General features: G+C 49.4%; 15 protein-coding genes. All 15 read left to right on the forward strand.

Annotated elements, in window-relative coordinates; all coding sequences use genetic code 11:
- The first annotated feature begins 3 nt into the window (after positions 1 to 3).
- The 15 genes from L5656_RS01740 to infB all read left to right on the forward strand — a co-directional run bounded on the left by L5656_RS01740 (position 4) and on the right by infB (position 18,485).
- On the forward strand, positions 4 to 1,164 hold the full coding sequence (locus L5656_RS01740) for a 1-deoxy-D-xylulose-5-phosphate reductoisomerase (RefSeq protein WP_297198126.1): 1,161 nt from the start codon (positions 4 to 6) through the stop codon (positions 1,162 to 1,164).
- A 7-nt stretch (positions 1,165 to 1,171) separates the two neighbouring features.
- Complete coding sequence (gene rseP, locus L5656_RS01745) at positions 1,172 to 2,182, forward strand: RIP metalloprotease RseP (RefSeq protein WP_297198128.1); 1,011 nt, start codon at positions 1,172 to 1,174, stop codon at positions 2,180 to 2,182.
- A 16-nt stretch (positions 2,183 to 2,198) separates the two neighbouring features.
- Positions 2,199 to 3,287, forward strand: coding sequence for a flavodoxin-dependent (E)-4-hydroxy-3-methylbut-2-enyl-diphosphate synthase (ispG, locus tag L5656_RS01750; RefSeq protein ID WP_297198129.1), 1,089 nt, complete (start codon positions 2,199 to 2,201; stop codon positions 3,285 to 3,287).
- Positions 3,277 to 5,010, forward strand: a complete 1,734-nt coding sequence (locus L5656_RS01755; protein WP_297198132.1) for a proline--tRNA ligase — start codon at positions 3,277 to 3,279, stop codon at positions 5,008 to 5,010. Before ispG ends, L5656_RS01755 begins: the two co-directional genes overlap by 11 nt.
- A gap of 60 nt (positions 5,011 to 5,070) precedes the next feature.
- A complete protein-coding gene (locus L5656_RS01760) occupies positions 5,071 to 8,670 on the forward strand; it encodes a PolC-type DNA polymerase III (RefSeq protein WP_297198135.1) in 3,600 nt (1,199 codons plus the stop codon).
- Between the two features lie 299 nt (positions 8,671 to 8,969).
- Positions 8,970 to 10,136, forward strand: coding sequence for an ABC transporter substrate-binding protein (locus L5656_RS01765; protein ID WP_297198139.1), 1,167 nt, complete (start codon positions 8,970 to 8,972; stop codon positions 10,134 to 10,136).
- Positions 10,137 to 10,204: 68 nt separating this feature from the next.
- The gene (locus L5656_RS01770; RefSeq protein WP_297198141.1) at positions 10,205 to 11,089 is read left to right on the forward strand and encodes a branched-chain amino acid ABC transporter permease; all 885 of its coding nucleotides are present in this window, start codon (positions 10,205 to 10,207) and stop codon (positions 11,087 to 11,089) included.
- Positions 11,090 to 11,115: 26 nt separating this feature from the next.
- The gene (locus L5656_RS01775) at positions 11,116 to 12,156 is read left to right on the forward strand and encodes a branched-chain amino acid ABC transporter permease (protein ID WP_297198144.1); all 1,041 of its coding nucleotides are present in this window, start codon (positions 11,116 to 11,118) and stop codon (positions 12,154 to 12,156) included.
- Positions 12,137 to 12,916, forward strand: a complete 780-nt coding sequence (locus L5656_RS01780; RefSeq protein WP_297198146.1) for an ABC transporter ATP-binding protein — start codon at positions 12,137 to 12,139, stop codon at positions 12,914 to 12,916. The genes L5656_RS01775 and L5656_RS01780 overlap by 20 nt, the downstream gene beginning before the upstream one ends.
- Positions 12,910 to 13,629 (forward strand): ABC transporter ATP-binding protein, encoded by a 720-nt coding sequence (locus L5656_RS01785; RefSeq protein ID WP_297198148.1) that lies wholly within the window; start codon positions 12,910 to 12,912, stop codon positions 13,627 to 13,629. The genes L5656_RS01780 and L5656_RS01785 overlap by 7 nt, the downstream gene beginning before the upstream one ends.
- 204 nt (positions 13,630 to 13,833) lie before the next feature.
- Entirely contained in the window at positions 13,834 to 14,247 is a 414-nt protein-coding gene (rimP, locus tag L5656_RS01790) for a ribosome maturation factor RimP (protein WP_428849292.1), read from the forward strand.
- 13 nt (positions 14,248 to 14,260) lie between these two features.
- Positions 14,261 to 15,334 (forward strand): transcription termination factor NusA, encoded by a 1,074-nt coding sequence (gene nusA, locus L5656_RS01795; protein ID WP_297198154.1) that lies wholly within the window; start codon positions 14,261 to 14,263, stop codon positions 15,332 to 15,334.
- Between the two features lie 29 nt (positions 15,335 to 15,363).
- Positions 15,364 to 15,636 (forward strand): RNase P modulator RnpM, encoded by a 273-nt coding sequence (gene rnpM, locus L5656_RS01800; protein ID WP_366017790.1) that lies wholly within the window; start codon positions 15,364 to 15,366, stop codon positions 15,634 to 15,636.
- 1 nt (position 15,637) lies between these two features.
- A complete protein-coding gene (locus L5656_RS01805; protein WP_297198157.1) occupies positions 15,638 to 15,961 on the forward strand; it encodes a L7Ae/L30e/S12e/Gadd45 family ribosomal protein in 324 nt (107 codons plus the stop codon).
- A gap of 13 nt (positions 15,962 to 15,974) precedes the next feature.
- The gene (gene infB, locus L5656_RS01810) at positions 15,975 to 18,485 is read left to right on the forward strand and encodes a translation initiation factor IF-2 (RefSeq protein ID WP_297198161.1); all 2,511 of its coding nucleotides are present in this window, start codon (positions 15,975 to 15,977) and stop codon (positions 18,483 to 18,485) included.

The raw sequence follows: 18,485 nt of genomic DNA on the forward strand, positions 1-18,485 counted from the left end.
TAGATGGGAAAGGGCATAGCTATCCTGGGTTCAACAGGTTGTATAGGACGCCAAGCCTTGCAGGTTATCGAAAGCTTAGGGGAACGTTTTCAGGTGTTAGCCTTAGCGGCAGGACGAAATATAGACCTGCTTGAAGAACAGGTCCGCCGTTATCATCCACGCTTGGCAGTAGTCCTGGATGAAGATAAAGCGAGAAGGTTAAAGGAAAGGTTAAGCGGGTTGAGGGTAGAGGTGGCTGCTGGGGAAGCTGGGCTTATAAGGGCCGCTACTTTTCAGGGGGTTGACCTTGTATTTGCGGCTATGGTGGGTGTTAAAAGCTTGCCGGCGGTACTGGCTGCCATCCAGGAAGGGAAGAATATAGCTCTGGCTAATAAAGAAATTTTGGTAGCGGCGGGAACCCTGGTTATGGAAGAGGCCCGCAAACATGGAGTACATATAATTCCTGTGGATAGTGAACACTCGGCCATATTCCAGTGCCTCGGCCAGGGTGGTAAGGTTAAAAAGATTACTATAACCGCTTCCGGCGGCCCCTTTAGGGAATTATCCAGGGAAGAGATGGATAAGGTTACTCCTGAAATGGCTTTAGCTCACCCCAACTGGAGGATGGGCCGTAGAATAAGTATAGATTCAGCTACTCTTATGAATAAAGGATTTGAGGTTATTGAGGCCAGGCATCTTTTTGATTTAGATTATGAGCAAATTGAAGTATTGGTCCATCCGCAGAGCGTAATACACGGTTTGGTTACCTATGCGGACGGCAGCACCTTCGCCCACTTGAGCTACCCGGACATGCGCTTGCCTATCCAGTATGCCTTTACCTGGCCAGAAAGGCTGGATAATCCGGCTGTTCCCTTTTTAGAACTTGCTACTTTGGGCCAGCTTACCTTTGAAAGGCCGGATGGGCAGCGTTTCCCCTGTTTGGGAATGGCTTTAGAGGCTGGCCGTCAAGGGGGGACGTTGCCGGCCGTACTAAATGCTGCAGATGAGGTGGCCGTGGAGTTATTCTTGCAAGGGAGGATAAAATTTACCGCTATACCTCGCTTAATTGAGGAAACCTTAGATCGTCACGAGAAGGTAAAAGATCCTACTTTGGAGGATATTTGGGAGGCTGACGCCTGGGCTCGGCGCCAGGTGTGGTCCTTGGTAGAAGGCAAGAAGGGGTAGATTAAAGGTGAGCATCCTTTGGTCTTTGCTGGTATTCAGCTTGCTCATTTTGGTACACGAGTTAGGCCATTTTCTCGTGGCTAAAAAGGTGGGCATACGGGTTGAAGAGTTTGCTTTAGGTATGGGACCGGTAATAGCCAAGGTTAAACGGGGAGAGACGGTCTATTCTCTAAGGGCCTTACCTTTAGGGGGATTTAATCGCATGGCTGGCATGGAGGAGAAGGATGTCGACGATCCCCGGGGATTTAACCGACAGCCTGTCCTGGCGCGTATGGCAGTTATCGCTGCCGGATCGGGCATGAATTTTTTGCTGGCGGTTTTCTTATTTATTTTTGTGTTTATGGTTATAGGTATTCCTGTAGATAAAAACATAGTGGGGCGAGTTGAACCCGGCCGACCAGCTGCACTAGCGGGGATTAAGACGGGAGATAAGATAGTAAGCATAGATGGGGTAACCGTAAACTCCTGGTCGGATATAGTGCAGGAGATTTACCGGCGCCCAGAACAGGATATAGTTTTAGAAATAGAACGCCAAGGAGAACGTTTTAAAGTGGTGGTGCGGAGCGAGAAGGATCCTCAGTCCGGAGTGGGTCTCATAGGTATAGGACCTTCTTGGGAACGGCAAGGTTTTTTTAAATCTATTCGGCTCGGCTTTTCTCAAGCCGTAGCGATTACAGGTATGATTGTAGTGAGCTTATTGGAGATGGTTACCGGACGGGCGGCTCCGGAGATAGTGGGGCCAGTAGGCATCGTACAGCTGGTAAGCCAGGCTGCTTCTTTTGGATGGATTAACCTCCTCAGCTTCACGGCAGTTTTAAGCCTGGACTTGGGTTTAATAAACCTTCTACCCGTTCCGGCCCTGGACGGAAGCCGGTTAGTGTTCTTGATTTGGGAAGGGTTACGGGGACGACCTATTGACCCAGCGAAAGAAAACTTCATTCATTTGATTGGATTCGCTTTGCTTATGGGCTTGCTCTTGCTTATTACTTACCAGGATCTAGTACGACTTCTGGGGTAAACAGGGGCGGAAGAAAATGGGCGTTATTCGGCGCAGGATTTCCAGAAGAATCTATGTAGGTTCGGTACCTATTGGAGGCGGAGCTCCCATTGCGGTCCAGTCTATGACTAATACCGACACCCGGGATGTAGATGCCACTGTAAACCAGATCCGGCGGCTAGAAGAGGCAGGTTGTGAAATCGTACGGGTGGCTGTACCGGACCGCGAGGCTGCCCGGGCTATAAAAAAGATAAAAGAACAAATCCGGCTACCCCTCATTGCAGATATTCATTTTGATTACCGGTTAGCCTTAGAAGCGCTGGACTCTGGTGTTGACGGCCTGCGGATAAATCCGGGCAATATCGGAGGACCTCAAGCCTTAAGGGCCGTAGCCCGGCGGGCCTCCGAGCTTGGGGTGCCCATCCGGGTGGGAGTTAATGCAGGCTCCCTAGACAAAAAGATAGTGGATGCCTATGGCGGTATTACACCTGAAGCAATGGTAGCCAGCGCTCTTGAGACTATTCGCCTTCTAGAAGACCAGGGTTTCCATGACCTTAAGGTTTCCCTTAAGGCCTCGGAAGTGCCGCTCATGGTGGAAGCTTACCGGTTGCTGGCGGAAAAGGTGGATTACCCTTTCCACCTGGGAGTAACCGAAGCCGGCCCGCCTCTGGTGGGGGCTGTTAAATCTGCTGTGGGTATAGGGATTTTGTTAAACCAGGGCATAGGAGATACCATCCGGGTATCCTTGACGGGTGATCCTGTATTGGAGGTTGAGGTGGCTTATCACATCCTTCGCTCATTAGGTTTGCGCCAGCGAGGGATCGAGCTTATATCTTGCCCTACTTGCGGGCGCTGCCAGATAGACCTGCAAAATTTGGTGGTGGAAGTAGAAAAGAAGACGAAAAATCTACGCTATCCTTTGAAGGTGGCAGTGATGGGCTGTGCAGTAAACGGCCCAGGTGAAGCTAGCCAGGCCGATGTAGGTATAGCAGGGGGAAGGGGATGGGGCTTGCTCTTCCGAAAAGGCCACCCTATAAGGAGGGTTCCCGAGTCTCAGTTAGTCGATGCTCTTATGGAGGAAATAGACAAGATTACTCAAGAACGGGAGGGAGAAAATGCGCGCTAGCCAACTTTTTGCTCCTACTTTGAAAGAAACACCGGCGGAGGCCGAAGTAATAAGTCACCAACTGCTTCTACGTGCAGGTTTTATAAGAAAAGCGGCTGCGGGGATTTATACTTTTCTCCCCCTAGGTTGGCGGGTACTAAAGAAAATTGAAAACATTGTACGGGAAGAGATGGACCGGGCCGGAGCCCAGGAGCTCGTACTACCTATCCTTCAGCCTGCAGAAGTTTGGCAAGAGAGCGGGCGCTGGGAACTTTATGGAGAAGAAATGTTCCGACTAAAAGACCGCCATGGTCGCTCCTTTTGTTTGGGCCCCACCCATGAGGAGATAATTACGGCTCTGGTGCGTAACGAAGTTAATTCTTACAAGCAGCTACCCCTTCTGCTTTACCAGATTCAAAACAAATACAGGGATGAGCGTCGCCCCCGTTTTGGCCTCTTGCGGGGTCGCGAATTCATAATGAAAGATCTTTACTCTTTTGACCGCGACGAAGCCGGGTTGGAGGAAAGCTATTGGAAGATGTATACTGCCTACTCGAATGTTTTTCGGCGTTGCGGATTAAAATTCCGGGCGGTGGAGGCGGATACAGGAGCCATCGGGGGTAATTTCAGCCACGAATTTATGGTGCTGGCCGATACAGGTGAGGCGCGGGTGGTCTTTTGTCCCTCCTGCGATTATGCTGCTAATGTCGAAATAGCTCAGAGTGTCCCCCAGCCCTTGCATACTCCAGATGAACAGCTACCTCTTAAAAAAGTGTCCACTCCGGGAAAGCGTACCGTAGAGGAGGTTTGTGCCTACCTCGGGGTTGTGCCTCAGCGGCTTATAAAAACCCTACTATATGAAGCCGATGGTCAACTGGTGGCTGCACTAGTGAGGGGCGACCGGGAATTAAACGAAATTAAATTGCAAAATGCTTTAGGATGCCAGAAGCTAAAGTTGGCCGAACCGGAACAAATTAGAAAAATCTTTGGAGTAAGCGTGGGTTATGTTGGGCCGGTGGGGTTGGAAGGCATCCCTATCTACGCCGACCTGGAGATCCCTTACTTGGTTAATGCGGTGGCCGGGGCTAACGCAGACGATTACCACTGGGTGAATGTTAACCCCGGAAGGGATTTCCTACCGGCTAATGTGGTGGACTTGCGGGAAGTGAGGGTAGGGGAGCCATGCCCGCGGTGCGGGCACCCGCTAGAAGGCTGCCGGGGGATTGAGGTGGGGCAGATTTTTAAACTGGGGACCAAGTACAGCGAAGCTCTCAGAGCCACTTACGTAGATGAAAAAGGTAAGGAGCGTCCTATAGTCATGGGTTGCTACGGCATAGGAATAAGCCGGACCATGGCTGCAGCCGTAGAGCAGCATCATGACGAAAAGGGTATTATATGGCCTGTGTCTATTGCGCCCTACCAGGTGGTAGTGATACCCGTCTCCGTTAAGGACCCTCTGCTAAGGGAGGAAGCGGAGCGACTTTATAAGGAACTTGAGGCGGAAGGCGTGGAAGCCGTCTTGGATGATAGAGATGAGAGGGCAGGGGTGAAGTTCGTGGAGGCCGATCTCATAGGTTACCCTTTGCGGCTTACCTTAGGTAATAGGACTTTATCCCAGGGAACAGTAGATTGGAAGTGGAGGAAAAATCAGGAGGAAGAAGCCGTTCCCAGGGAAGGCTTGGGACGGCGGGTGAAAGAGGCTATACAGAAATCCCTCGAGGAGCTAAATGCACCTGGCACTTAAGTTTAGAGCCTTGCTAGCAAGTATAGAGTGCTTTTCCGGGATGCTTTAGGGGGAAGTCTTATGGCCGTGGACCCTAAAGTGATATGCAAAATAGAAGTCTTTCGCCGCCAGGGCCTGTGCCGTGTTTGGTTGGGAGAAGAGGGTTTGGACCCAAAGGAAGAGGAAGCCTGGCTAAAATTTTGGAAGGAAGAGTTTCCAGGTTTGGAAATTGAACTGGAAAGGGTTGTTCGGGCAGAAGACCGTGAAAAGTCGTGGGAGGAGCAGGTTTTAGAAGAAGTAGCCCTCCATCTAAACAGAAGTGCAAGACCGTGGTTGGTCGGAGCACGGCTAATGGGCCGAGGAGACCGCTGGGAGCTTGTACTTCCCGGCCGCCTGGCCCACGAAATTTTAAATGAGGCAGGTTGCCGCACCATCCTTAAGAACATCCTCAGCGGTAAGCTGGGCTATCCTGTAGAAGTGCAAGTGAAATCTGATGACGAGTATAACCGGGAGCTGATGAGGGTTTCTCGGGAGAAGGAGATTAGAGAGATTCAAAGGGTTATACAGGCTGCGCAAAACCAGAACATTAAGCATAACGATGGTGGAAGTTCGGCGAATGCAGTACTTTTAGGCAAGAAAATTAAAGGGCAGGAGCGCCCCTTGAAAGATATCCTGGATGAGGAACGGCAGGTAGTAGTAAAAGGTGAGGTAATGAATTTTTCTAGCCGGCTCCTAAAAAGTGGGAGAATGGTGCTCACCTTTGATCTTACGGACCGCACCGATAGTATAACGGTAAAAGCTTTTGTGTCCGATGGGCCTTTAAAAGAGAGAGGGTTGCAGGTTGGCGACTGGGTCTTAGTGCGGGGCGACGTACGGTATGACACGCATGCAGGTGAGCTTACGTTAATAGCTAAAGATATAGAGCTTACTCACCCCCGCCAGCGCCAAGACCTAGCTCCAGAAAAGAGGGTGGAGCTACACTTGCATACAAAAATGAGTGCTATGGATGGAGTGGCGGAGGTGGAGGAGGCCGTACGGTTGGCTGCCCTTTGGCAGCACGGTGCGGTGGCTATTACTGATCACGGGGTGGTCCAGGCTTTCCCTGCGGCTGCCGAGGCAGCACAAAAGTACGGGGTTAAGGTGATATATGGAATGGAAGGTTACCTTTATGATGACGAGCCAGGGCTGCCGCCTGATAAACAGAAAAGCTATCATATAGTCATCCTGGCCAAAAACCAGCAGGGGCTCTATAATCTTTACCGCCTAGTTTCCAAATCACACCTGGAATTTTTTTACCGCAAACCCCGCATACCCAGAAGACTTCTTAACGAATACCGGGAAGGTCTTCTGCTGGGTACAGCTTGCGAGGCGGGGGAGCTGGTACAGCATTACCTGGCAGGTGCAGGGGAAGAAGAACTGGCCAGTATCGCGTCTTTTTACGATTATCTAGAAATCCAGCCCCTCTCCAACAACGAATTTTTGGTCCGGGAAGGGAAGCTTCCTGATGTGGAAGCCCTAAAAGAAATGAATAAGAGAATAGTAGAATTAGGCCGGAAGCTCAATAAGCCTGTAGTGGCTACAGGGGATGTGCACTTTTTAGAACCTGAAGATGCTATATTCCGTCAGATACTCCTTGCCGGTCAAGGTTATGAAGACGAAGTTCAGGCGCCCCTGTTCTACCGGACAACTGAGGAGATGTTGGAGGAATTTAGCTATTTGGGAGAGGAAATAGCAAAGGAGGTAGTTATAGATAACCCTCGGGCTATAGCGGAATGTATCGAGGAAGTTAAGCCTGTGCCTAGCGAGTTTTACCCGCCCGAGATCCCTGGAGCAGAGGAAGAACTGGTCCGCCTTGTCCAGGAGCAAGCCAGGGCATGGTATGGCGACCCTCTACCCCCTGTTGTACAGGCCCGCCTGGACAAAGAGTTAAATGCCATTATCAATCATGGTTTTGCCGTATTATACTTGATAGCTCACAAATTAGTAAAGAAGTCTAATGAAGATGGTTATATGGTGGGCTCACGGGGCTCCGTAGGTTCTTCCTTGGTGGCTACCTTAGCGGGCATTACAGAGGTTAACCCTCTGCCCCCCCATTACCGCTGCCCGAATTGCTGTTACAGCGAGTTCATAGAGGACGGAAGTTTCGCTTCTGGTGCTGACCTACCGGACAAATCATGCCCCCGCTGCGGTGGCAAGTTGGAGAAGGATGGTCATGATATTCCCTTTGAGGTTTTTCTTGGTTTTAAAGGTGATAAGGTCCCGGATATCGATCTCAATTTTTCAGGGGAATATCAGGCCCGCGCACACAGGTATGCTGAGGAGATGTTTGGTAAAGAGTGCGTTTTTCGGGCCGGCACTATCGCTACTTTGGCTGAGCGAACTGCCTTTGGTTTTGTGCAGAAGTTTTTAGAGGAACGCGGGCTAAACTTAAGGAAGGCTGAGATTAATAGATTAGTGCGAGGTTGTAGCGGAGTAAAGCGTACTACAGGACAGCACCCAGGGGGCCTTATGGTTGTTCCCAAGGGACTAGATGTACACCTGTTTACTCCGCTGCAGCATCCGGCAGATGACCAGGACAGCGAAGTGATAACTACCCACTTTGATTACGAAGCCTTGAGTGAGCGGCTGGTAAAATTAGACCTTTTGGGCCACGATGATCCTACCGTACTTAAAATGTTAGAAGACCTGACTGGAGTACCGCCCAAGAGTATCCCTTTAGATGAAAAGAAAACCCTTTCCCTGTTTTCTAGTGTGGAGGCTTTAGGAGTTAGACCTGAAGATATAGGCTCGCAAGTAGGGACTATAGGCATTCCGGAATTTGGTACCCGCTTCGTCCGACAGATGTTGGAGGAAACAAGACCCAAGACTTTTTCTGAGCTTGTTCGCATCAGCGGGTTTTCCCATGGGACGGATGTTTGGTTAAACAATGCGCAGGAGTTGATTAGGGAAGGCATAGCCAAGTTAGGCGAGGCTATTTCTACCCGGGATGATATAATGAACTTCTTAATTCAGAGGGGAGTAGCACCTGAGATTGCCTTCCGGGTTATGGAGGACGTTCGGAAGGGTAAAGGGGTAAAAGCAGAGTATGAAGAAGCCATGAGGGACGCGGGTGTTCCGGAATGGTTCATTAATTCCTGCAAAAAGATTACTTATCTCTTCCCTAAGGCCCATGCTGTAGCCTATGTTATGATGGCCTTCCGGATCGCTTTTTATAAGGTATATTACCCTGAGGCCTTCTATGCAGCCTTCTTTAGCGTAAGGGCCGAGGAATTCGACGCTGACATCATCTGTCAAGGACCGGAACGGATCCGCCAGGAGATCGAAATCTTAGAGCGGAAAGGTAGTGAAGCAACGGCCAGAGACAAAAACTTTCTTACCATTTTAGAGGTAGCCCGGGAGATGTTTTGCCGAGGTATAAAGCTAAAGAGGGTAGACATTGCGAGGTCAGATGCTACGCGCTTTCTTGTTGCACCTGGTGAGCTTTTACCTCCCTTGGCTGCTTTAGCTGGAGTAGGGAAGGCGGCTGCAGAGGCTATCGTGCGAGCCCGGCAGGAGAAACCTTTTACTTCTGTAGAAGACCTTCAGCGGCGGGCCCGGGTTAATCGGGCAGTCCTAGAGGTTTTGGAAAGGCATGGCTGCCTGTCCGGCCTTCCGGCCACAGATCAACTGGTGCTTTTTTAGATGTTGTTTTATTAGGTTTGTTTGGCGTGTTAAACAGTTCAATGGTATTTTGTTTAAGTAGAGCGCTCCTTAGAAAGGAAGCGCTCTACTTAAATTAAAAAACGCAGCTAAAAAGAAGGAAACATTGTAGTTATTGGCGAATAAAAAGGCATTTGAGTTTTGACCTGAAGCTCTTCAGAAGGGGGGTAGACTTTAGAATTAATAGGGAGCTTAGATGTAATTAAGTTCAGATACCTAGATACTTGATTTATCGAATTACATTGAAGCTGGTTCTTGGAGGAAGGAGGAACGGGTTCCTTATGCTTCTAAAGAGGATAAAAAAAGGCAGATTTATTCTACTGAGCTTGTTTGTGGCCGTTGCTCTTGCTTTAACAGGTTGTAGCGGTAAAACCGCCCAGACAAATACGGGAGAAAAGACCATAAAGATTGGATTTATGGGGCCCCTTACGGGCGACGCAAAAACATTCGGGGAATCTACGAGAAACGCTTTCCTTCTGGCGCTGGAACAGGCGGGGATGAAAGCAGGAGAATATAAAATTGAGCACGTGATCACCGATGATCGCAACGATGCTACGGAAGCTGTAAACGTGGTCGACAAACTTATATCCCAAGATAAAGTCCAGGCTATTGTCGGTTCCGTAACTTCCAGGACTACTATTGCTGTCTCGGAGATCGCCAACAGTAAAAAGGTGGTTCTGATTAGTCCTACCGCAACAGCCGAGAAAGTTACTGTGGATAATAACCAGCGCAAAGAGTTTGTCTTCCGGGCATGCTTCTTGGATCCCTTCCAAGGGGAGATAGCAGCCCGGTTTGCCCGGGAAAATCTTAATGCCCAGACGGCTGCTATTCTTTACGACCAAGGAAACGACTATAGCAAAGGGTTGGCTGAAGCCTTCAGAAAGAGCTTTGAAGCCCTTGGAGGACAAATAGTAGCTTCTGAGGCTTACTCCAAGGACGACCAAGATTTTTCGGCTGTGTTAACCAACATCGCGCAGAAAAACCCCGATATACTTTACCTTCCAGATTATTACGGGAAAGTTTCTTTAATTGGTAAGCAAGCGCGAAATAAAGGTATTAAAGCTGTGTTCCTTGGCGGGGACGGCTGGGATTCTCCTGAACTGGACTTTGCAGCCATGGAGGGCGGTTACTTTACCAATCACTATTCTCCTGATGATCCGCGTTCTGAAGTCCAAAAATGGATCCAGGATTATAAATCAAAATATGGTGCTGTACCGGATGCTTTCGCCACTTTAGCCTATGATGCCACCAATCTCCTGCTAAATGCTATTAAGACGGCTAACAGCAATGACCCCGTTAAAATCAAAGAAGCCCTCCAGGCTACCCGGGATTTTCCCGGGGTTACGGGTAAGATTACCTTCAACGCTAACGGAGACCCCGTTAAACCTGCTCATATTATACAGATCAAAGGTGGAAAGCAAGTTTACGTGACCACGATAAATCCGTAGTTTAATAAACTACATGGAGGGGCGCTGGCGCCCCTCCCCTTTAAGTTAGAGGGAGGGGGTAAAGGCCTTTGGAACGCTTGCTGGAGCAAATCATTAACGGCCTTCAATTGGGTTTCGTGTATGCTTTAATTGCCTTAGGGTATACCATGGTGTACGGAATAATTAAGCTCATTAACTTTGCGCATGGCGATGTTTTCATGATTGGCGCGTTCATCGGGTACTTCGCTTATACCTTTTGGGGATTTTCCCTCTGGGGAGCCGTACTTATAGCTATGATTCTGTGCGCGGTGCTGGGGGTTCTTATAGAACGTATAGCTTACCGCCCTTTAAGATATGCCCCGCGCATAGCCGCCCTTATAAGCGCTTTAGGCGTCTCTCTTTTTTTGGAGTATTTTTGTAGTCTTAAATTCGTCTTCGGGCCCAACTTTCGGGTAGTACAGCCCCCTGTAAAGCAAATACATTGGAATTTGGGTGGTATACCTATCACTAATATTCAGATCATAATTGTGGCCGTGGTGATCCTGCTGCTCCTTGTTTTACAGTATCTTGTCTACCGGACCAAGATAGGTACAGCTATGCGGGCGGTTTCCTTTGACCATGATGCTGCGCGTTTAATGGGGATAAACGTGGACTTTATAATTGCCTTTACCTTCGCCTTGGGTTCAGCTTTGGCTGCAGCAGGGGGAGTGTTGTATACTTTAGCATATCCCCAGATTCATCCCTTTATGGGTATCATGCCCGGCTTGAAAGCTTTTACAGCAGCGGTCTTGGGCGGCATAGGGATCATCCCCGGGGCGGTCCTCGGTTCCCTCATTATGGGCCAGGTGGAAACCCTTACAGCAGCCTACCTTACTTCTCAGATGAGGGATGCTATAGCCTTTTTAATTCTTATCATTGTGCTCCTGGTCCGGCCTTCAGGTATTCTGGGGCGTGGCGGGCCCGAAAAAGTGTAATGCTAGGACGGAGGGTGTGAGGTATTTTGGAAAGGTATTTTTGCACGCTTTTACGTAGACGAGAACGCGTGCGTTTAGCACTTTTAGGAGGCTTGCTGGCTTCCCTGTACGGGGCTTTGAAACTATTGAGCCTAGCAGGGCTGATAAATGAGTACTGGCAAAGAGTACTGGATCAAGCATTGATTACTACCATAGGAGCCCTAGGATTAAGTATTATTTATGGCTTTGCTGGACAGTTCTCTTTAGGTCATGCAGCCTTTTACGGTATAGGTGCCTACACAGCAGGAATAATAGGCAAAGTATGGAGTCAAGGTAGCATAACCTTTTTTTTACTAGCCCTCCTGGCCGGGACCTTGGCAGCTAGTTTCATAGCCTTCCTACTAGGGATACCCATTTTGAGGCTGCGCTCTGATTATTTAGGAATAGCTACCCTGGGGTTTGGCGTAATAGTGAGGGTAGCGTTGGAAAATTCCAATAGGTTTTACCCCCCTTTAGGTGGCGCCACCGGAATGACAGGGATTCCTCAAGTAGCCAACTTCGACTGGATTTTTTGGTTTACGGTAGGTACGCTCATATTGGTGTGTAATCTGATTGCCTCAAGTTACGGACGGGCATGGCTTAGTATCCGAGAGGATGAAATGGCAGCTGATACTTTAGGAATCAATACTACGCGCTATAAAATCACAGCTTTCGTATTAGGATGCGGTCTGGCTGGGCTGGCAGGTGGGCTTTATGCTTACCGCTACCCTTACCTTCATCCCAGTAGCTTCGATTTCCTCAAATCTTTTGATTTCCTTCTTATAGTTGTTTTAGGAGGGTTGGGAAGTATATCAGGTACTGTAGTTACGGCTATTTGTTGGGTCTTCCTACTGGAAGGATTAAGGATAATTCTGGGGCAGGCTTTTGTGGACTGGCGGGGAGTAATTTACGCGGTGATTTTAATTGTAACCGTTCTTCTTCGTCCCCAAGGCCTCTTTAGCGGCAAGGAGTGGAGGCTGTTATTCCCTTCCAGGGACCAGGATGGAACATGGGGGAAGGAGGGGAAACATGCCTCTCTTAGAGGTTAGGGACCTGTGCAAGGATTTCGGAGGGCTAAGGGCCGTATCCAACTTTCAGCTTAAGATGGAACAGGGAGAGATAGTGGGCCTTATCGGCCCGAATGGAGCAGGTAAAACTACTGTGTTTAATTTAATTACGGGACTTATCCCTCCTACTTCCGGGAGCATCATATTTCAAGGAGAAAACCTGGTAGGGCTGCCCCCGTATAGGATAGCAGCCAAGGGAATCGCCCGTACCTTCCAAAACATACGGCTCTTTAAGGATATGAGCGTATTGGATAACGTACGTGCAATTCTCCACGTCCATAACGGGTATGGTTTTTGGGATGCTGCTTTACACAGCCCGCGGTTTGCTAAAAAAGAGGAAGAGATCCTAGCTCGGGCAAGGGAGTTATTAGAGGTAGTAAACTTGGAGACCCGTAGCCGGGATCCGGCAAGGAGTCTTCCTTATGGTGACCAGCGGCGCTTGGAGATAGCGAGGGCTTTGGCTCTACGGCCTAAGCTCCTTCTTTTGGATGAACCAGCAGCCGGAATGAATCCCCGGGAAGTGGCCTCCTTGACGGAGTTGATCCGTTTCATTAAGGACAAGTTCCAACTTACAGTACTATTAATTGAACACCAGATGGGTCTGGTAATGAACCTGTGTGAGAGGATAGTGGTGATGGATTTCGGAGAAATTATCGCGGAAGGAACACCGCATGAGGTGAGCAATAATCCTGTAGTCCTAGAGGCGTATCTGGGGAAGGGGGCTGTAGTTAACCGGTGTTAGAAGTTAAAGATTTGGAAGTATTTTACGGTTCTATCCAGGCCCTTCACCGTATTTCTTTTAAAATTAACGAGGGAGAAATTGTCACCCTTATAGGAGCCAATGGGGCCGGAAAGTCTACGACTTTACGCACCATTTCGGGGTTGGTACGGCCACGCAGCGGAAAGGTGGTTTTTCGTGGAACGGATATAACCCAAGTTCCAGCTCACACTATAGTGCGTATGGGCATAGCGCAGGTGCCGGAAGGGCGGAGGATTTTTTCTAACCTTACGGTCTTGGAGAATTTGCTAATGGGGGCTTATACCAGGAACAACAAGCAAGAGGTCGAAGAGAACTTGGAAAGGGTGTTCAAAAGTTTTCCGCGGTTGAAGGAACGGATAAAGCAGCTAGCGGGAACCCTTTCAGGTGGTGAACAGCAGATGCTGGCCATGGGCCGAAGCTTAATGTCCAGGCCTTCCTTGCTCCTCCTGGATGAGCCCTCTATGGGATTGTCTCCTATTATGGTGGAGGAGATATTCGAGATTATAAAAAACATTAACCATGAAGGTACGACGGTTCTTTTGGTGGAGCAGAACGCGTTTATGGCCTTGCAGATTGCCCACCGGGCTTATGTGTTGGAAACCGGTAGAATAGTGTTGGAAGGACCAGCTAAAGAGGTGCGGGATAACCCAAGGGTACGTACAGCCTATCTAGGAGAGCTTGCCTTTGTAAGCTAGGCGAATCGGTTCTAAGGGTTTTAAGGGTTGCAGAGGGAGGAAAGCTGTGTTATACTAGGGCTAGCATAGACTTCTAGCTTTGTCGGTACGATTTTTGGCAGGGAAAGAGTGGGTTTAAGCCCACTCTTTTATCTTGAGGAGGTAATTCCTTTGAGCAAGATAGCGGCTGCTGTTGAGGGCTTAGTAGCTCCCATTATAGAAAGGATGGGCTACGAGCTGGTAGATGTAGAATACTGCAAAGAGGGACAGAGGTATTTTTTACGGATATTTATCGACGGGCCGGATGGTATAACCCTAGAGGATTGCGAACGGGTAAGCGAAGTAGTAGGGGAGGAGCTCGACCGGGTCGATCCCATTCCTCATAGCTACTATTTAGAGGTGTCCTCTCCCGGTGTTGAAAGGCCGCTTAAAAAAGATACCGACTACCAGCGCTTCCGCGGCCGCTTGGTTAGCGTGCAGACCTTCGCCCCTGTAGAAGGGCGAAAAAGGTTTGAGGGCCGGCTTTTGGGTCTGGAAGGGGATGAGGTCCATATACTAAGTAGCACCGGTGAACATTTTAGGATCCCCCGTCCAGCCATAGCTAGGGCGAGATTAAAGTATGAGCCGGGAAAGGAGTGAAGGGGCTTTAAGGATGAATACAGAGTTTATTCATGCTTTAAAGGATTTAGAGCGGGAAAAGGGCTTACAATTGGGGGTACTTTTGGAGGCCATTGAAGCCGCTTTGGTTTCTGCCTATAAGAAAAATTTCGGTTCAGCACAGAACGTACGTATCGAGATACATCCCGAGACAGGGGAGATAAAAGTACTGGCCCAAAAAAGGATAGTAGAGAAGGTGAATGATCCCCGGGTGGAGATAAGCCTGGAAGAAGCCAGAAAGTTAAACGTTAACTACGAGGTAGGAGATATAGTAGAAAAAGAAGTTACCCCTAAAGAATTCGGTCGAATAGCAGCCCAGACGGCCAAGCAGGTTGTTATCCAACGCATCCGCGAAGCGGAAAGGAATCTAATTTATGAGGAATTTGTCGCCCGGGAAAACGATATAGCTACAGGCATTATACGAAGACAAGAAGGAAGAAATTGGATTGTCGATCTGGGTCGTGCTGAGGCTATAATGACACCCTCGGAGCAGATACCCTCTGAGACGTATACTCAGGGAGACAGGATAAAAGTTTACATTTTGGAAGTCAAAAAAACAACTAAAGGCCCTCAGATCTTCGTATCCCGCACCCATCCCGGGTTGCTCAAGCGGCTTTTCGAACTGGAAGTACCTGAAATCCACGACGGTATAGTAGAGATAAAAGGGGTTGCCCGTGAAGCAGGGACCAGGTCGAAAATAGCAGTACATTCCCGGGATGAGAAGGTGGATCCCGTAGGAGCCTGCGTAGGACCTAAAGGGATCCGGGTTCAGGCGGTGGTGAACGAATTGCGGGGAGAAAAAATAGATATTATCAAATGGAGTGATGACCCCGCTGTATTTGTTGCTAATTCTTTAAGCCCGGCCCGTGTTTTGGATGTAGAGATCGATTACGAGAACAGGATAGGGCGGGTTATCGTACCAGACAATCAGTTATCGTTAGCGATAGGTAAGGAGGGGCAAAATGCCCGCCTGGCAGCTAAGCTTACGGGTTGGAAAATCGACATCAAAAGTGAAAGCGAGGCGGGTGACTGGCACGGGTGGGATGATGAGGAGGATTTTGAGTTTTAAGTTTTAGGTGGTTTGGAGGAGAAAGGAAGGTGCCACGTCCGAGGAAAATACCTTTGCGTATGTGCGTGGGATGTAAAGCCCGTAAAGACAAACGGGAATTGATACGGATAGTGCGCACACCAGAGCACGAGGTGCTTATCGACCCTACAGGTAAGAAGGCTGGTCGGGGGGCTTATATTTGCCCTAAATTGGAGTGCCTTAAGAAAGCGGCCAAAAGCCGGGCCTTAGAGAAAGCTTTAGGAGTACAAATCAGCCCCGAAATTCTCGCTGAATTAGAAGCGAGTTTGCAGGATGAATCCTGATATGAACCAGAGAGTGAGAGAACTCTTTGGGCTAGCCCTCCGCGCCCGTAAGTTAGCCTGGGGAGCCAGGGCTGTAAAAGCTGCGTTAAGTAAAGGAGAAGTCCATTTCGTGTGGATAGCCCGGGATGCTAGCCCGCGCTTGAAGGAAGACTTACTACGGGCCTGCCGGAGAGCTGGCATTGAAGTAGCGATAGGGGGTACTAAAGAGGAACTGGGCGAGGCTTTAGGTAAAGAACCGTGCGCTGTGATAGGTTTAAGGGATGGTGGTTTTGCTGACTTAATACAGCAAGCCCTGAAGGGGGTTGATGGTAAATTATTGAGATAGCGGGGGTGAAAAGATGGCTAAAACCAGGGTGTTTGAATTAGCCAAGGAATTACGGGTTTCCCATAAGGAACTCATGGATACTATGGCCAGCCTTGGTATTTATACCCGGTCGCATATGAGCGTATTAGAGAATGGAGAGGTAATAAAGATACGGAATTATTATAGACGTTTACGGCGGGCCGCAAAGGCTGCAGCACAAGCCGCAACCCAAGGAGTTACGGAGACAGGAGGTGTGGAGCAGCAGGCCGTGGCGCAACCCACCCCGTCTGGAGCGCCTGCTCCAGAGGAGGGTAAAGGTGAAGCGCCGACCCGGGTACCACAGGAGAGGATTGAAGAACCTGTCATCAAGGCAGAAGCAGCTTTAGAGGAGAAGCCGGTGGCACCTTCAGAAAAAATAGAGGGAGCCAGCGAGGGAACCAAAGTTTCGCCTTCTCCTCGAGTAGAAAAAGGAGAAAGGGCAGAGAGAAGGGAAAAGTTTCGTCCGCGTGGGCGAGAGCGCCGTGAGAGGGACCATAAGGGCAAATTGGCGTCTCTGGACACTACTAAGCCTTCACGTAAGCGGGCGGAGAGCAAGCCATTGCGTATTCCTAAGCCCCCGGAGTTGGGTGCCAAGGAAACACAGGAGAAAAAGCGCGAGCGTCCGGGTAAGATCGAAGCTAAAGCCCGGGAAAGGACGCGGGATAGATTTTTAGAGGAAGAACGTGAAGAAGAACGGTTGCTCTGGCGGGAAAAACCGCGGCCTAAGGCTAAGGAACAACCGGAGCCTCCTAAAGTGGTCCCACATGTTGTGCTAACCGGGCCTTTGACTGTACAGGAGCTAGCCAAAAAGTTAAATAAGACCGTGGCCGAGGTAATTAAGAAGCTTATGAGCCTCGGGGTAATGGCTACCATAAACCAAGAGCTAGATGTGGATACCGCGGCCATCGCGGCTCAAGAGCTGGGCGCCGAAGTGGAGATTAAGATAGAAAGACCTATAACAGAGCTTCCAGATGTTCCCGATGATCCTGCTACCCTCAAGCCGCGACCGCCTGTAGTGACGGTCATGGGTCACGTAGACCACGGGAAAACTTCGCTTTTAGATGCCATCCGCCATACTAACGTGACGGCAACGGAAGCAGGAGGAATTACGCAGCATATAGGAGCTTATCAAGTTGCTGTCGATGGACGGAAGATAACTTTTCTGGATACACCGGGGCATGAAGCTTTTACAGCTATGCGGGCACGGGGGGCTCAGGTAACAGATATAGCTATATTGGTGGTAGCTGCTGATGATGGAGTAATGCCCCAGACGGTGGAGGCCATAAACCACGCTAAAGCAGCCAACGTGCCCATTATTGTAGCAATCAATAAAATAGATAAGCCCGATGCTAATCCGGAAAGGGTCAAGCAGCAGCTGACCGAATACGAACTTGTGCCCGAAGAATGGGGCGGGGACACCATTATGGTACCCGTTTCAGCTTTAAAGAAGCAGGGCATAGACCAGCTTCTGGAAATGATACTTTTAGTGGCCGATCTACAGGAACTCAAAGCCAATCCAGACAGGCCTGCCCGGGGAGTTGTTATAGAGGCTAAACTGGACCGAGGGCGTGGGCCGGTAGCTACGGTACTGGTGCAGAAAGGTACCTTAAGGGTAGGAGATGTTCTCGTAGCCGGTAGCGTTTACGGCCGTGTCCGGGCCATGATCGATGATCGTGGTAACCGGGTACAGGAAGCTCCGCCTTCCACACCGGTAGAGATCTTGGGTCTTAATGACGTGCCCGAAGCTGGAGATATATTCCAGGTGGTGGAAGACGAAAAGCTGGCTCGTCAGGTGGCAGAGGAGCGCCTAATGGAGAAAAGGCAGAAGGAGCTCCAAGCTACTGCTAAGACCTCCCTGGACGAGATCTTTAAACAAATGGAAGCCGGACAGCTCAAGGAGCTTAAGATTATTCTTAAGGCTGATGTACAGGGATCTGTTGAAGCTTTAAGGTATAGCCTGGAGCGGATTTCTACCGAGGAAGTCAAGGTTAATATCATTCATAGCGGAGTAGGAGCCATTACTGAGACGGATGTCATGCTGGCAGCTGCCTCCAAGGCTATAATCATAGGTTTTCAAGTAAGGCCGGATGCTAATGCTCGTAAAGCAGCAGAGGGTACCGGAGTGGAGATACGGCTTTATCGGGTTATCTATGAAGTACTCGACGACATCAAGGCTGCTATGGCCGGTCTCCTGGAGCCTGAAAAACGCGAAGTATTCTTGGGTCGGGCTGAAATACGGGCTACCTTCAAAGTGCCTAAAGTAGGAACTGTGGCGGGGTGTTATGTCACTGAAGGAAAGATTGTGAACCGGGCTCTGGCGCGATTGGTTAGGGACGGAGTGGTCATTTACGAAGGACGCATCGCCTCTCTGAAACGTTTTAAGGATGATGTTCGTGAGGTGGCACAAGGGTTCGAGTGCGGTGTTGGACTGGAAAAATTTAACGATATCAAGGAGGGTGACATTATAGAGGTTTATACTATTGAAGAAGTAAGACGCGAGTTATAA

Source organism: Thermanaeromonas sp., assembly GCF_021890735.1.
Lineage (GTDB): Bacteria > Bacillota > DSM-521 > Neomoorellales > Neomoorellaceae > Thermanaeromonas.

Excerpts from the sequence above, each read along its gene's own strand:
- L5656_RS01740 (WP_297198126.1), top strand. The coding sequence starts at position 4 with ATGGGAAAGGGCATAGCTATCCTGGGTTCAACAGGTTGTATAGGACGC.
- ispG (WP_297198129.1), top strand. The coding sequence starts at position 2,199 with ATGGGCGTTATTCGGCGCAGGATTTCCAGAAGAATCTATGTAGGTTCG.
- L5656_RS01755 (WP_297198132.1), top strand. The coding sequence starts at position 3,277 with ATGCGCGCTAGCCAACTTTTTGCTCCTACTTTGAAAGAAACACCGGCG.
- L5656_RS01760 (WP_297198135.1), top strand. The coding sequence starts at position 5,071 with ATGGCCGTGGACCCTAAAGTGATATGCAAAATAGAAGTCTTTCGCCGC.
- L5656_RS01765 (WP_297198139.1), top strand. The coding sequence starts at position 8,970 with ATGCTTCTAAAGAGGATAAAAAAAGGCAGATTTATTCTACTGAGCTTG.
- L5656_RS01780 (WP_297198146.1), top strand. The coding sequence starts at position 12,137 with ATGCCTCTCTTAGAGGTTAGGGACCTGTGCAAGGATTTCGGAGGGCTA.
- rimP (WP_428849292.1), top strand. The coding sequence starts at position 13,834 with ATGGGCTACGAGCTGGTAGATGTAGAATACTGCAAAGAGGGACAGAGG.
- nusA (WP_297198154.1), top strand. The coding sequence starts at position 14,261 with ATGAATACAGAGTTTATTCATGCTTTAAAGGATTTAGAGCGGGAAAAG.
- L5656_RS01805 (WP_297198157.1), top strand. The coding sequence starts at position 15,638 with ATGAACCAGAGAGTGAGAGAACTCTTTGGGCTAGCCCTCCGCGCCCGT.
- infB (WP_297198161.1), top strand. The coding sequence starts at position 15,975 with ATGGCTAAAACCAGGGTGTTTGAATTAGCCAAGGAATTACGGGTTTCC.